The following is a 13,631-nucleotide window of genomic DNA, read 5'->3' on the forward strand; positions in this document are numbered from 1 at the left end:
AATGTAGTGTATCAAAATAATACATCTACATTAAGGGGCCGCGTTTTCACCTTGAGGAATCTGGCCTTTCGGGTTGGGGCAGAGAGTTTGGAAATCGCCTGTGCGCCCGTAACAGCGCCACGTATCGATGTAAGTAACCTCTTCGTCGGCACCGACGGGATAGTAGTAGTGGTACTGAATATGATCGAGCGTGCTTTCAACCAGACGGAAGTCCTGGGAAGGATTTTGAGGGTCGGCGGATTTTTTTGTGATCTTCAAAAGAAACACGCGATACTCAGCATGACTGAGTGTCGGGGCCAAGATCAAAAAGAAAGCCGATAAGAAAATCCGATATTTCACAAATCTTCCTATCGGCTTTGCGGTGGGAAACCTTGATAATCCCGATGAGCTCAGGATAACCAGACAGTCAACGCTTCGCATTAAATATCGAAAGTGATGTCGAAATAGAACTCCAGGAGTTCGACAGATTTATGAACTTCGTAGTTTTCCCTCGAAGAAGAAGGGAAATGTTGAGGGAAATGCATAAATTTTGGACGTTTCGGGAAAATTCAGCAGTGACAATAGCACGAGCTTCCGCCGTCCTTGAGCAGGCTGTTTGTTTCGGGCTCCTGCCCTCAACCCTGCGGGCTGGCGCGAAAAAAATAGCATGATGCTATTTTTTTCCCGACCATCGTGGTCGGGAAAGGGAAGTTAGTGTTTGTGTTCGTTGTTGGCTCTGACTGTGTTTTCTACGATGTGGAAGTAAGCTCTCACTAGCATTTGGTAGGACTCTGGATCGAGAGCCTGTAGGTAAGCCATTTTTTCGAAATAGCTTTTCTTCGCAATCAGCTCTGTCATGACGTCTTGGACTTTCTTCATTTTGTCGAAGCTGTAAAAGTCCTTGTCGTCTTTCACTTCCTTGAGAACATCCGCGATAGACTTATTGTCAAAAAGAACATGAACACCCATGGCTGAATGAGAGAGCAAAGCCTCCATTCTTTCCAAACTTGTCTCTTCTATATTGACCAAGAAGCGCCTCCTGTTGCGACGTCTTAACTCGATGGTGAGTAATAATCTTTCACCTTGCAAGACCAAAAATAGAACTATGACGGGGCTTGTCGTGTCGTCCATCTTTTCTATTGTTGAGAGTCGAGAATCTCTCGATAATAAATTGTGAAGGATACGAACGATATGGCGAAAACAAAATCCCGTGCGAAAAAGAAAACTCCCAGCTCTCCCTCGGAAAAAGAGTATATTCTTGTCGATGAAGCGGCAGGTCTTATCTTTGAATCAGAGAAGGATCTCTTCGGTTATTTTGAAGACGCCATCAATAAATTAGAGGGAGAGTATCAATCTTTACGATCTCCTGACGATTTCACTGACGAAGAACAGATTGCCCATGAGCATTATCTAGAAGCGACATTGGATGAGCCCGATGAAGTCTGGATGGATGAAAAAACCATGGAAGACTATGCAATCTATCACTTCCTCAAAGCTTTTGAAGAAGGCAATGAGATTTTCAAATACGTGGCTGTGGCTTACGTATCTTCTGAAGACGAATATCCGACTTTTGTTTTTATTCACTTCCCGACAAAAGACAGTCGTTTGTGGCAAAACTATCAGCGCGGCGAATTGGTTTACGACAAAACTTTTGAAGAAGTCGCCGGCGGAGCCATTGAAGGTGATGCCCTCGGTGAGGGTGATCCATTGGCGATGGGTCTTTACTTGGCGATGCTTAAAGTGCGTGGCGAAAAAGACATTCCTCAAGAGAAGTTTCAAGACTTCGCTCCATTGCGCGAAGACACGATTGAAAATGCCGATGAGATTTGGCGTAAGAATGATTTAGACGGAAACGTTTTAGTGAGTTTTATTAAAGAATTCCCAGATCACGAAACCACGAAAGATTTGGTCTATATCGCGGTCACTCAGGAAGATGAAGAATCTAACGTTCACTCTCTTTTGTTTTCTTTCCCGACTACGGATCGCACTTTGGTAGATCGCTATCGTCAGGGTGATAATCTGCAAGCCGATGAGGTCTCTCAGGAATCCGCTCATTAAAAGGAAAAAGGTACCTGGTACCTTTTTCCTCGTCTTAGAAGCACAAGCCTTGAGCCATTGATGTGAATTGCGCTGCAGAGTAACCTTGGTCCTTGTAGTTTTTGAAAGGATGCAAGTTTTGAAGAACTGTAGCGCGTGTTGCACCTGTTGCTTCGAAAGCGTAGTCAGCAGGGTTTGCGTAGAACAGTGGAAGCAAGCCATCTACTTGGTTCAACATTTTATTCGTTGAAAGATCGTAGTTAGAGATTCTCAACACATCGTATTCGCCTTGAGTGTCTTTCAAATCAACCAAGATGTTCACGCTATTAAAGAATGTTTGTGGATCTGTGATACCCATGCCAGAAGCGATCGTAACTACATCACTCCAGCGAAGAGTCGTTTTCCAAGCTGTCAAAACCTGGCCTGTTGAAGCGTTAGCAACTAGGAATTGAAGTGGAGTAGGATCCAAGTAAGTCGCACCACTTGTATTTGTCATCCACTTCCACATAGCGATGTAAGTTTGGTCAGATTTGAACGTCGCAGGCAATGCTGTTAAGCGAGCGTAAGCATAGTCCATGCGAACATTGTTAGATGAATCAACATAAGCTCTGAGTTTTGCCGTGATATCAGAACCTGATGCTTGGTTGCAGTAAGCAAGAGGCTTTGTAGAAGAAGAAGTGTTTCCAGTTGGAGTCACGCGGCTTGAAAGATCCGAAGATCCTACTTGGTTGCTAGAGCCGCAAGCTGTAAGGAAAGCGACTGCACTTAGAGTAAGGATTGTTGTGAAGATTTGTTTCGTATTTTTCATAAAGCCCCCTGATGCCATACTATAAAGCAATGGCGGTGCCATATTTCACTCTGAAACAAATTGATTTTCGCTGTGTTTTTGATGACTTACAAGAGGGGCTGTTCTCACTCTGAGGCGTTCTCAGAGTGAGTCGTCAAACTTCTGTGACAGTGCCGCACAAGGAGCGTCACTTTTTGCGCTTCTTAGTGCACGGTCACTGTGATCTGGCCTGTGACATTGAGGCCCTGAATCTCAAGAGCGCCCATTGAAGGGCCATTGCCTGCGCGAACCGAACCGATATAAACGTGTTCAATGTGAGACGGAAGTTGCGTTGTTCCAATCACCTGACCGTCTTTGATGAGCGAGACACTCAAGCCACCGTAAGTAGCACCTGAAACGCGGATGTTTTCAAAGCTGACACCGAAAGCTTTTGAGATCAAAGCGAGGTCTGACATAAGTTCTTCGCCAGAGATGTTTTGTCCTGAGTTGATTTTTTGTTCGAGGACTTTCACAAGATAAGCTGCGATATTAGAAGCGCCGTACACGGAAGCCAGTTCACTGTCGTTCATTTCCTGAAGCTTGGCTTGAGCCGTTGTGCCTGCGAAAACAAACAGAGCCGATAAAAGTAAAACCGCTTTTTTCATAAGAACTCCTTTATGGGAGGACTTCTATCATGGGCGTAGAATTCTTTTCTAGAGCGTGTTTAAAGAACTGCTCGAATTTAGAAATCGAACAAGTATTTGCCGGTAATTGCTGTTCAGGCTTTAGACGCTCGTGAAAAATTAGCTGGCAAGTTTGTCATTTGCCGAGTGACGAAGAGATTGTTTGATCTCTTTCTTAAGCAAAAGAAATAGTTTCTCTTCGAGATTCTCGACAAGCGTCGTGAGCTTTTTGTTGTGAAGTCCGAGCTTCTTACGAACCGGATCACTCATGATCGCTGCGAAAATACTAAAGATGGTCAGCAAAGTCCCGACGGCAAAAGTCGCCATATAAATTTCCGTGCGAGTCGGAACGGGAGGAAAGATTCCGTAAAAAGTGGAACCTAATTTCTCACCTAAAAAGAAATGCGAGGCTGCTTTATCGCGCGCCATTTTTCTTGCGATCTTATTGCCTAATCCCAAAAGACTTAAACTTTTATCTCCGAAAAACCACCAGCCCGCAGCGAGGGTCATTAAAGATCCGGCAAGGTCTGCGATAAAGGCTTGGCTTGCGGTGTACTTTTCAATTTCTTTGATAAATTCTTTTTGAATTTTCGATTCATCAATTTGCAGTTCTTTAGAAAGCATCAGCTTTGCAAACGTGGGATGTTTGCGAAGGTCAGTGAGCAGGGCTTCGGAGTCTAAAAGTTCCGTGGCGATCAGGCGTTCAATTTCTCGTTGATAACCTGTTTTAATTCCCGAGGGAACTTTTTCCATTGCGGGGCTGAGCTTTGTCCAACCCATCTTATCTAAGGTTTCGACCGATTTTTTGGCGGAAAGATAGGGGATGGCCCAAAGAGTATTTAAGGGGCTATAGAGCAAATCTAATGGAAAGGACTTCTTTTGAATGGCGAAAGTCTCTTGAAGAGAGAAATGACGCTCGATGAAATCGCCGATGCGACTCTTACGGTCCTCGATGTATTTTTCAATGCACTCGTCCAGGGCTCCTAAAATGGGGGCCAAAGTCTGTTGATCCATGACGTTTTCCATCCGTGATAGGTCTATTTTTTCAAAGAACCATGGGAAATAAAGAGAAATTCCTCGCAGTGTCCTGTTGTAGGAATGTCCGTTTTTCTGTATAGCCTGTAGTCACGAACGCGAGCTTTTGTAGATATTAAATTGAGTCCAGTTGATCTATATTGATGGCGTTTTATAGATAATAATTTGGTTTCAACAAAAGAGGTTTTTTAGACATGAGACGGGAATTCTATATCGCATTTGTAGCGGCGATTGTTTTGAATTTTATTTTTTACTTAGCTTGGCCGCCGGGATTGTATTCACTGATCTTCTTTATTCCGTTTTTTGCTTTAGGTTTCCGCGATATTCGCCAGCATCGTCATGCGATCAAATCTAATTTTCCTGTTTTTGGTCATTTCCGTTATCTTCTTGAATCCATCCGTCCCGAGATCAATCAATACTTTATTGAATCCAACACCGACGGAAAGCCGTTCAGCCGTGAACAGCGTTCGGTTGTTTATCAACGTGCTAAAAAAGTTCTCGACACGGTTCCTTTTGGAACTCAGCACGACGTTTACGAACAAGGTTATGAGTTCGTCACGCACTCTCTTTATCCAAAACATCTAAGTCGCAAAGATCTGCGTGTCACCATCGGCAGTGATCTTTGCAAACAGCCCTATTCGATGTCGCTATTAAATATTTCTGCGATGAGCTTTGGTTCACTTTCCACAGCCAGCATCTTGGCGTTAAATGGTGGCGCTAAAGACGGCCACTTTGCTCACAACACGGGGGAGGGTGGTATTTCTCCTTACCACTTAGAACCAGGTGGAGATTTAATTTGGCAAATCGGCACAGGCTATTTTGGTTGCCGGACACATTCCGGTGATTTTGATCCGGAATTGTTTAAGAAAAACTCCAGTCATCCGCAAGTGAAGATGATTGAGCTAAAATTATCTCAAGGGGCCAAGCCAGGTCACGGCGGGATTTTATCCGGCAAAAAAGTGACTCCTGAAATCGCGGCGATTCGTAACGTGCCTTTGGGTAAAGACGTGATTTCACCTCCGGGCCACAAAGCTTTTTCCGACGCCAAAGGAATGCTTCAATTTATTTCTACTTTGCGTGAGCTTTCTGGTGGCAAGCCCGTCGGTTTTAAATTTTGCTTAGGCCATCGCCAGGAGTTCGAAGAGCTTGTGGCTTTGATGAAAGAGCTTAAGCTTTATCCTGACTTTATCGTTGTCGATGGCGCCGAAGGTGGGACGGGGGCGGCTCCGTTGGAGTTTACGAACTACATCGGAACTCCGGGAATGGATGCGCTCGTTGTCGTCGTTGATACTTTAAAAAAAGCAGGTCTTAAAGATCAAATCAAAGTCATCGCGACAGGAAAAATCACAACAGCATTTGATATAGTAAAACTACTTTGCATTGGTGCTGATGCGACTTATGCCGCTCGTTCCATGATGCTCGCGTTGGGATGTATTCAAGCGCTTCGTTGTAACAACAATAAATGTCCAACGGGTGTGGCGACTCAAGATCCAAACTTGGTTAAAGGTCTTCACGTGCCGACAAAAAGAGAGCGCGTAAAGAACTTCCATCAAGAGACATTAGAGTCTGTGGCTCATATGATCGGTGCAATGGGTGTTTCTCATCACAGTGAACTGCGCCGTCATCATCTTCACAAACGTGTGGAAGAAAACGTTATCAAAACATATGCAGAGATTTATACAGAGGCGTAAGTATTACGCCTCTTCTGTGAATTCTTCTCTTTGAAAGACGGGACCATAAGATCCGACGAAGTCCCGTTTCCACCAAAGTCCCTCTTCACGAAGTTCTTTAAAACTCGCAAACTTATATTCGTAGCGTTGAATGCGTAAGGCTTTCGGTGCTTTTCCTTTAAACGGGTCTTTTGCAAATAACATAAGAACGTCAGGCGACTCTTGAAAAATACGAGTGATCAGGTTTTGCAGCCACAGATTTTCGTTAAAGCCTTCAAGAGCTGCGAACCACATCTGCCAATCTAAACGCGGTTGATGTGGAGCTACGATAGGCGGCATCTTTTTTAAAGAGACAGGCTTATAGTTAAATTCATACTCTTCCCAATGATGGCCGTCGTTGCTGCCTTCTAAAACAAGCTCCGGGCGATTTTTTGTCATCACGGCAAAGAGACCGTAGGGATTCGAAATGCGGAAAGGATAAAAAAAGCGCATGTAGGGGAGCATAAAATCCACTGCTTTGCTTTTTTCAAAAAGACTTTTGTAGATCCAAAACAAAGAAGAAGGAATTAACAAGATCGCCGGAATTGCCGCGATATATGTGGGAACTGTTGTCGTCTCAATCCAGTTAATCTTAAATCCCCAAGCTGAATCAGGCAAAACTCCTAAACAAAGACCTAAAGTTAGAAGATTGAAGAAGCCATAGTTACCCGTAAGAACAATTAAAACTTGAAGAAGAATTAGGAAGAACACGGCAAGCACTTGTTGCGGACCAGGAATAAAAATAAAAAACGGTGTTACGATTTCAATAAAAAACAACACAAGAGTGCTGAAGCGCTGAAAATGAAGAGGCAGTTTGTTAGCAAAAAAAGCTAGCGGTGTAGGCAGCGGTTGAGTCCAGTAGTGATATGTCATCGCAGTCAGATCTTTCCACGATGTGTCTTTGTTTGTGAGTTTCACGACACCTGATAAAAACATCAGCTTAAATAATAAAAACAAAGTTAAGCCATAAAGAATCGGATGAAGAACGTGTGCTCCAAACGGAATCCACTCCCACTGGTAAGGTGCAAAGAACAGTCCTAAAAAACCAAACTCTAAAAGCAGACTGTCCCACTGATAACTTAAGAAAAGCTGCCCGCAACTTACAAAAGACAAGTAACAAACAAAGCAAATCAGCAGCATAAAGCTTTGGCTGAAACCCAAGAATGACAATGACGATGCCATCATCCCAATAAAGCAAACGGCTTTCAGAGCAAAATCCGAAGAGAACAACCAAAACACAGAAGGCACGTGATAAAATCGTTCGGCCTTCATTTCGTTGTCTAAAAGATTCAGAAGATGATCGATCGACAAAATACCTTGTCGACCAAAGAGCCCCAGAAGTTGCGGCATCAAAGATAGAAACGCCACAAAATAACAAAGGCTCAAGGTCTTTGAAAACATCCAGCTTGAGATATTATAGTCGACAAGCAACATAGGACTCCTGTGAGGCCGCTTTTACGCTTCGCCGAGTTCTACCCAAGTAATACCGTCTCCGCCACCTTCGGGCGATCCTGCTTTCCATTTCTTCACGTAAATAGAACGTGACAGATAGGTACGCACGGCTTTTTTCAAAGCTTCCGTGCCGTGTCCATGAATGATCTTCATGCGATCTTCACGGGACTGCGCGGCCTTGTCTAATGCAAGTTCCAATTCTGATAATGCATCTTCCACGGTTTTTCCACGCAAATCCAAAGTGCGATCATCGTCAGCGAGTGCGACAGAGAAAGAACTTCCTTGGCGCACAAGCTGTGATGTTGGATTTTGCGGTTTTCCCGGAAGACGTAATTCCTGCCAGTGCAGTTGCAGTCTTACGGAACCAGAAAGCACCAACACTTCACCTTTAGAGTTCGGCGTGCTTTGCACGATTCCATCTTGGTTTAGTGAAACGACAAAAACTTTTGATCCTGGCGGGAATCTTTTTGCAAAGTCCTCTGCATTTTCAGGAGCGCCAGGTTGTGTGATCGGTTTTGCTTTCACGATTTCAGGAAGTTTGTATTTGATCTCTTGCAAGGCCGTGTGACGCTTAAAGGTCTCTGTGACTTTGGCTTGAGCAATCGCTTCTTCCACTTTGCGCTCAGCTTTTTTAACTGTGCGCTGCAACCATTCGTCTTTGTCTTTATTAAATTGCTCTAAAAGACCTTCGTATTTCTTTTTCATCGCGAGAGCCGCATTGGTTTCTTTGCGTAAGTGCTCTTGCAAAATAGAAATATCGCTTTTGAGTTGTTCAATCTGTTCAAGGCCTTCAAGGCGCGCACGAGTCGCTGGAGCTAAGACGTCCAACGCTCTTTGCACGATGGCTTGAGAAACGCCGACACGTTTGGCTGTTTGAATGGCCAATGAATCCCCAGGGATCCCAGCGATAAACTGGTAAGTCGGGCGGCCTGTTTTTGGATCGTACTCAAGGCTGCCGTTGAGGACGCGACTTTCTTCATCCCAACCGGATTTTAATGGTCCTAAGTGCGAAGTGATCACAGCGAAGACATCATTGTTTGAGAATGTTTCAATGAAACTTCTTCCCAAAGCACTTCCTTCTTCGGGGTCCGTTGATCCGCAGATCTCATCGATCAAAATTAAATTATCACGATGTTTTAGGCTCGCGGCCTTTGAAAGGATCTTTAAATGAGCAGCGAAGGTACTCAGTTCTTCATCCACACTTTGCGCATCACCAATGCCGATCAAAATATCTTTAAAGAACGGAATCTTCGAAGTTTCGCTGGCACAAATCGGAAGTCCACAGCGCGCCATTTGTGCGGCAAGACCGATAGATTTAAGCAAAACAGTTTTACCACCGGCATTTGGACCGCTCAGAAGCAAAATACTTTTACGACCTTCCAGCAAAACCGAATTTGAAACCACAGGTTTTCCTGAAAGTTGCAAAAGCGGGTGGCGCACTTCGATCAGTTCCATACTTTCTTTTGAAAACTGAATCGGGTGGGCATTTACTTGTGAAGCAAACTGCGCTTGGGAAAAACGCACGTCGCACTCTTCAAGAAGAACGCGGCTGCTTTCAATGTCAGAAGCTTTTGAAGAAAGATAACGAGAAAGCTCTGTGAGAAGTCTTTCGATCTCATCTTCGATTTCCACTTCAATTTGGCGCAGGCGATTGTTCGTCGGAATGACCTTTTCAGGCTCCATGAACACAGTTTGTTTTGTTTGCGAAGATCCGTGAATCACGCCAGGCAAATGATGTTGCATTCCACTGCGCACAGGAAGAACCCAACGGCCATCACGAGTGGTAACGTATTTGTCCTGCAATACATTTTCCATTTGGTGGTCTTTGACCAAACGATCTAGTGTGCTTTGCACCTCACGCGCAAGACGTTCTTTTTCTTTATAAAGTCGGAACAATGTTTCACTGGCATCCGCGCGGATTTCTCCGTTAGGAGTCAGAATCTGATCAATCGCCGAAAGAGGCTCTTCTGCTTTCATGAGGCTTGCAGAAATATTTTGCGCCCATTCGTTTTCAATCGGAGAAAGCGCTTCTTTAAGCGCCAACACTTCAAGACAGAAACTGCGCACGTCTTTGATTTCAAGATTTTTTAAAACCGCACTTTTACGAAGACGCGCAATCCATGTGGAATACAAATCCAAGCTTTGCATGAAAGGACGGACACCTTGATTCAAGACTTCCGTAGCTTGCGCGATTTCTTGGAAACTGGCGTAAGCCGCTTCCGGTGAAGACAAAGGTTTTGTTGTCATCACAGTTTCGCGAGCCGCTTCACTTGTAGCATGAGAGCGGATTTTTTCTAAAATTTCGACCCAATCAAGAACGACGAGATCTTGCATGAAGAGCTCCTGTAGTTACCAGCGCGATTAAAACAATAAGGAGAAGAACCCAGTCCCAGTGTCCCCATTGCACATACAAAGTGGTTGGCGCTTTTTTAAGATACTTTATCACAAACTGACCGCTCCACTCTTGGTGAAGAGGTGATTTTTGTAGAACGTCACCGTTTGCTAAAACGGCTGTGCTAATTCCGGTGTTAGTTGAGCGGATCAAAGGGCGACGCACTTCAACCGCACGAGCCAGCGTCATATAAAGATGCTGCTGCGGTTCTGAAGGGCGACCAAACCAAGAATCATTCGTTACGTTGACAAGAACGTCTGCGCCTTTTTTCGCAAGCCCGCGTGTAAACTCAGGATAGAGTCCCTCGTAACAAATCTGCCCACCCCAGTGAATGGATTCTCCGTTGCGTTCCCATTTCATGACTGTCGGTCCTTGACCGCGACCAAAATTAGAAACAAACGGAAGAAGTTTTAATAACACCGGAAATTGTTCACTCAATGGCAGATATTCTCCGAAAGCGAGAAGCTCTGTCTTGCGATAAGGCTTATCAAGGTTATTGCCGTTGGCATCAACTAAGAAAAGACCATTGTAAGTGGAATGATCAATTTTCTCATCCGTATTGATGTCTTTAGAGTAAGCGCCCGTGATCAAAGGTTTTCCAAGAGGAGCCAAGCCATTGGAAAGAAGCTGCGTGTGTTTTCTTCCGAGAAGATGTTGATCCAAGTAGTCGGGGAAAGCGGTCTCTGGCCAAACGAAGATGTCTGTTTGCGGAAACTTCTGCGCAGCATCGCGAGTCATATCCAAAAACTTATTCGTGATCGCTTCTTGGTAGCCTCGGCCTTTTTCGGCGTAAATCTTTTCTAGATTTCCGATATTGGCCTGAATGACAGTCGCGCGGAATTCTCCATCAAAGTGATTCCATTTCTGTCCGTGCCAGTAGCCGATGCCCACTAATGCAGCAAAGGTCAATGTAAGAAAACTTAAGTGAGTGAGGGCTTTTTTAACGTAACTTTGTTTAAGCCAGATGTAGCCCATCCACGCATTGAACAGCAACACGATCGAAGAAAGCCCCAAGAACCCGACGATGTCAGCAAGGTTGTACGTCGGAATTTTTGCCCAGAAAAGCGTATAACCTAAATTCCAGTCGAAAATGACTGGCCACACGCGCTCAAGCAAAGACTGTAGAATCGCAATAACGAAAAGACTTTTTCCCGCACTCAGTGAAAAACGCAGACGGAGCCACGTTCCCAGAGCGACAGCCACGGGAATGTAGAGATGCATGAACGCACAAAAAAGCAGCAAAGCCATGACAGACGTGGACCACGGGATTTGACCGAACTCGTGCGCTGTGTAAGCGATCCAGTGAAAACCGATGATGCTCAAAACAAATTGCGTGACCCATGCTGCCCAGAAAGAATCTTTCACCGTGCGACTTTCTTCAGTCGCGTAAAGCCAAAGTGGTGTGTAGCAGAAGATCAGCGCCCAAGGCGGAAAAGGAATGTAGCTTGTTCCAACCAAAATGCCTGAGAGAATCGCCCAACGAAAATCGTAGGCTTTATGCTTGAAAAATTGAATCGATCTCTTCATCATGGTATTAGTAACACAAAGAGTGAGTGAGTCCACTGTGAATTTAACGACGAAAATGAAAATTCGATGCCCCTCATGCGCCAAGCTGTACGAAGTTGCGAGTGATGATATTCATTCGGAAACTCCGTTGTTTCAGTGCATCTCATGTGAGAGTCGATTCAGTTTCGAATTTCCTCCAACGGACCCGCAAAACGTCTTGTGTTTTCTAGTTCCTGTTGTGACGGAAACGTCGACTGTGACTGATGCTCAGCATCAAGAGGTCGCAACCGTCGAGCCGGGCGCGCACGAAATGAAATCTTGTCCTAAGTGCGGGGCTTTGAACGGCCGTCGCGCGAAGGAGTGTTACTCTTGCCACGTGCTTTTTGAGCGCTTGGAAGGCCTTCCAAAAGATCCAAGTTTGAAAGCGCAACCAAGTCTGGTGCGCAAATGGAAAAACTTGGTGGAGAATTTTGAAAACGAAAGTCTTCACGATGAATTCATCCGTGCCTGCCACGAGTTGGATGCTCTTCGTTTCGCGACATTGAAGTACGAAGAATTAAAAACCGCTCAAGGTGGGGATCCACAGTGTGATCAAATGATCGCACGTATCAACAGCTTGATGTTGGTAGGACTTTCGCAAAAGCCTTTAGCAAAGAACGAAGCACCAGTCCGTCCAAAATGGCAAAAGTATCTTTACTGGGGTCCGTTTGGTTTAAGTGCTTTGTTGATTCTTCTAGGCATGATCAATCTAGGTCACCGCAATCTGATCGGCGTCGGCGTCGCTCTGGCATTCATGTCAGCAGGACTGATCATCATGATCCGCGGTAAGATCAGTCTTTCAGATTTTATCGATTAAGAAAAAAAAGGTACCAGGTACCTTTTTTATGCAGCAATCGCCTTTAATAAAGAACTTAGCGTCTTCACTGTGGGATTAAACTCTCTTTTTCCCTCAATAAGGTCATAAAGAGTTTGTCTGCCTAGTTTCGATTTTCTTACTAGTTCAGCTTTGTTCTGTAGGCGAATTTGAGTAATGAGCACGTCTTTTAGCATATCAATGTCTCCATCAATCAGTGCTTCAGCTAAAATTGATTTTAGGGTTTCTTTATCTAACTTAGTTTCATCGAGAACTTTATGTGGACCTAAAACCACGGGTTTTGATTTCTTTGAGGAGCTTTTTTGCTTTTTCAATGTCTTTGCTTTGGCCATGTTTTGTATTCCGATTCTGCCGCTTCAACCATTCTTCAAAAATGAAACCTCAATAAATATACGCTATTGCGTACAATTAGTAAATTTCAATTTTTAAATGCAAATTGCAGGGGCGTTCCTTCCTATTTTCGGGCGACATAAATTCTCAAGACGGCTTATTTTAAATTTAGCTTTGGCTTCAGATCTGCAATAGATCAATGAAATCAACAAATTGCCTCCTTATTTTCATTTAATATATTTCCTGATATACTTGGGAATATATATGGAGCTTTTTTATGGGTAAGCCACTTATGATCCAACTAGATGATGATAAGCGTATTGAGGATTTAAAAAAGAAGACGGGCGCGAAGACAAAGATCGACGTGGTTCGAGCTGCATTGACTCTGCTAGAGCATGATGTAAAGCGAACAGAGAAAATTCAGCGCTGGCAAAGAGCGGCTAAGATTGTTGGTAGATCTAGTCTTGATGTCGCTAAAGATTTTCAAACTAAAGATAGATTTAAGAAACTACCATGATCACTCCTGAACGTTGGCACATTTATGTTGTGGATTTAGAGCCACGAGTTGGAACTAAACCGGGAAAACAGCGCCCATGTCTGTGTATACAGCCGTCGGTGTTTTGCGAAGCGGGGCTTGGATCTGCCCTCGTTATTCCTTTAACTGCAAATATTTTTGAGGAAGATACTTTTCCTATTCGTGTAAGAATTCCGAAAGGAACTTGCGGCTTGCAGAAAGAAAGTGAAGCCCTTGTGGATCAAATTTTAGCTTGGGATAGAACTCTTTTTAAAAAAGACCTTGGTGAAATTCCCGAAGGTCTTCAAGAATACATCAAGGCCGCTATCAAAGATTTTTTAGATTTATAGGGTT

Annotated in this window: 14 protein-coding genes; 5 read left to right on the forward strand and 9 right to left on the reverse strand. The window is 44.2% G+C overall.

Annotated elements, in window-relative coordinates; translation table 11 throughout:
• Nucleotides 1–30: 30 nt before the first annotated feature.
• Together AAAA78_RS05790 and AAAA78_RS05795 are read right to left on the reverse strand one after the other, a co-directional pair.
• Nucleotides 31–339, reverse strand: coding sequence for a hypothetical protein (locus AAAA78_RS05790; protein ID WP_340590840.1), 309 nt, complete (start codon nt 337–339; stop codon nt 31–33).
• A gap of 351 nt (nt 340–690) precedes the next feature.
• Entirely contained in the window at nt 691–1,008 is a 318-nt protein-coding gene (locus tag AAAA78_RS05795; RefSeq protein WP_295900282.1) for a hypothetical protein, read from the reverse strand.
• Between the two features lie 162 nt (nt 1,009–1,170).
• Between AAAA78_RS05795 and AAAA78_RS05800 the strand changes: the two genes are divergently transcribed.
• On the forward strand, nt 1,171–2,037 hold the full coding sequence (locus tag AAAA78_RS05800; protein ID WP_340590841.1) for a PBECR2 nuclease fold domain-containing protein: 867 nt from the start codon (nt 1,171–1,173) through the stop codon (nt 2,035–2,037).
• A gap of 34 nt (nt 2,038–2,071) precedes the next feature.
• Here AAAA78_RS05800 and AAAA78_RS05805 read toward each other — a convergent pair whose 3' ends face one another.
• The 3 genes from AAAA78_RS05805 to AAAA78_RS05815 form a co-directional block, all read right to left on the reverse strand.
• On the reverse strand, nt 2,072–2,824 hold the full coding sequence (locus AAAA78_RS05805; protein ID WP_340590842.1) for a hypothetical protein: 753 nt from the start codon (nt 2,822–2,824) through the stop codon (nt 2,072–2,074).
• A gap of 182 nt (nt 2,825–3,006) precedes the next feature.
• Nucleotides 3,007–3,447 carry a hypothetical protein gene (locus AAAA78_RS05810; protein ID WP_340590843.1) on the reverse strand — a complete coding sequence of 147 codons (441 nt, stop codon included), beginning with the start codon at nt 3,445–3,447 and terminating at the stop codon, nt 3,007–3,009.
• Between the two features lie 138 nt (nt 3,448–3,585).
• Nucleotides 3,586–4,491 (reverse strand): DUF6635 family protein, encoded by a 906-nt coding sequence (locus AAAA78_RS05815; RefSeq protein ID WP_340590844.1) that lies wholly within the window; start codon nt 4,489–4,491, stop codon nt 3,586–3,588.
• A 203-nt stretch (nt 4,492–4,694) separates the two neighbouring features.
• On the opposite strand from AAAA78_RS05815, the gene AAAA78_RS05820 reads away from it, so the two are divergent.
• Nucleotides 4,695–6,191 carry an FMN-binding glutamate synthase family protein gene (locus AAAA78_RS05820; RefSeq protein WP_340590845.1) on the forward strand — a complete coding sequence of 499 codons (1,497 nt, stop codon included), beginning with the start codon at nt 4,695–4,697 and terminating at the stop codon, nt 6,189–6,191.
• A gap of 3 nt (nt 6,192–6,194) precedes the next feature.
• Here AAAA78_RS05820 and AAAA78_RS05825 read toward each other — a convergent pair whose 3' ends face one another.
• The 3 genes from AAAA78_RS05825 to lnt are packed head-to-tail and all read right to left on the reverse strand — an operon-like array spanning nt 6,195 to nt 11,583.
• Nucleotides 6,195–7,643, reverse strand: coding sequence for a lipase maturation factor family protein (locus AAAA78_RS05825; RefSeq protein WP_340590846.1), 1,449 nt, complete (start codon nt 7,641–7,643; stop codon nt 6,195–6,197).
• 21 nt (nt 7,644–7,664) lie between these two features.
• Nucleotides 7,665–9,995 (reverse strand): endonuclease MutS2, encoded by a 2,331-nt coding sequence (locus tag AAAA78_RS05830; protein ID WP_340590847.1) that lies wholly within the window; start codon nt 9,993–9,995, stop codon nt 7,665–7,667.
• Nucleotides 9,973–11,583 carry an apolipoprotein N-acyltransferase gene (gene lnt, locus AAAA78_RS05835; RefSeq protein WP_340590848.1) on the reverse strand — a complete coding sequence of 537 codons (1,611 nt, stop codon included), beginning with the start codon at nt 11,581–11,583 and terminating at the stop codon, nt 9,973–9,975. The genes AAAA78_RS05830 and lnt overlap by 23 nt, the downstream gene beginning before the upstream one ends.
• Here lnt and AAAA78_RS05840 point away from each other — a divergent pair.
• Nucleotides 11,582–12,415, forward strand: coding sequence for a hypothetical protein (locus tag AAAA78_RS05840; RefSeq protein WP_340590849.1), 834 nt, complete (start codon nt 11,582–11,584; stop codon nt 12,413–12,415). The genes lnt and AAAA78_RS05840 overlap by 2 nt on opposite strands.
• A 26-nt stretch (nt 12,416–12,441) precedes the next feature.
• Here AAAA78_RS05840 and AAAA78_RS05845 read toward each other — a convergent pair whose 3' ends face one another.
• Complete coding sequence (locus tag AAAA78_RS05845; RefSeq protein ID WP_340590850.1) at nt 12,442–12,765, reverse strand: hypothetical protein; 324 nt, start codon at nt 12,763–12,765, stop codon at nt 12,442–12,444.
• A 275-nt stretch (nt 12,766–13,040) separates the two neighbouring features.
• Here AAAA78_RS05845 and AAAA78_RS05850 point away from each other — a divergent pair, with 275 nt between their 5' ends.
• Entirely contained in the window at nt 13,041–13,280 is a 240-nt protein-coding gene (locus tag AAAA78_RS05850; RefSeq protein ID WP_340590851.1) for a hypothetical protein, read from the forward strand.
• Nucleotides 13,277–13,627 carry a type II toxin-antitoxin system PemK/MazF family toxin gene (locus AAAA78_RS05855; protein WP_340590852.1) on the forward strand — a complete coding sequence of 117 codons (351 nt, stop codon included), beginning with the start codon at nt 13,277–13,279 and terminating at the stop codon, nt 13,625–13,627. Before AAAA78_RS05850 ends, AAAA78_RS05855 begins: the two co-directional genes overlap by 4 nt.
• Nucleotides 13,628–13,631 lie beyond the last annotated feature (4 nt).

Origin of the sequence: Bdellovibrio sp. BCCA, from assembly GCF_037996825.1 — a bacterium.
Classification (GTDB): Bacteria; Bdellovibrionota; Bdellovibrionia; order Bdellovibrionales; family Bdellovibrionaceae; genus Bdellovibrio.

What these genes read in the sequence shown, in the direction of transcription:
- AAAA78_RS05810 (WP_340590843.1), bottom strand. Translation starts at nt 3,447, where the DNA reads ATGAAAAAAGCGGTTTTACTTTTATCGGCTCTGTTTGTTTTCGCAGGC.
- AAAA78_RS05815 (WP_340590844.1), bottom strand. Translation starts at nt 4,491, where the DNA reads ATGGAAAACGTCATGGATCAACAGACTTTGGCCCCCATTTTAGGAGCC.
- AAAA78_RS05820 (WP_340590845.1), top strand. Translation starts at nt 4,695, where the DNA reads ATGAGACGGGAATTCTATATCGCATTTGTAGCGGCGATTGTTTTGAAT.
- AAAA78_RS05850 (WP_340590851.1), top strand. Translation starts at nt 13,041, where the DNA reads ATGGGTAAGCCACTTATGATCCAACTAGATGATGATAAGCGTATTGAG.
- AAAA78_RS05845 (WP_340590850.1), bottom strand. Translation starts at nt 12,765, where the DNA reads ATGGCCAAAGCAAAGACATTGAAAAAGCAAAAAAGCTCCTCAAAGAAA.
- AAAA78_RS05830 (WP_340590847.1), bottom strand. Translation starts at nt 9,995, where the DNA reads ATGCAAGATCTCGTCGTTCTTGATTGGGTCGAAATTTTAGAAAAAATC.
- AAAA78_RS05800 (WP_340590841.1), top strand. Translation starts at nt 1,171, where the DNA reads ATGGCGAAAACAAAATCCCGTGCGAAAAAGAAAACTCCCAGCTCTCCC.
- AAAA78_RS05805 (WP_340590842.1), bottom strand. Translation starts at nt 2,824, where the DNA reads ATGAAAAATACGAAACAAATCTTCACAACAATCCTTACTCTAAGTGCA.
- AAAA78_RS05855 (WP_340590852.1), top strand. Translation starts at nt 13,277, where the DNA reads ATGATCACTCCTGAACGTTGGCACATTTATGTTGTGGATTTAGAGCCA.
- AAAA78_RS05840 (WP_340590849.1), top strand. Translation starts at nt 11,582, where the DNA reads ATGGTATTAGTAACACAAAGAGTGAGTGAGTCCACTGTGAATTTAACG.
- AAAA78_RS05825 (WP_340590846.1), bottom strand. Translation starts at nt 7,643, where the DNA reads ATGTTGCTTGTCGACTATAATATCTCAAGCTGGATGTTTTCAAAGACC.
- lnt (WP_340590848.1), bottom strand. Translation starts at nt 11,583, where the DNA reads ATGATGAAGAGATCGATTCAATTTTTCAAGCATAAAGCCTACGATTTT.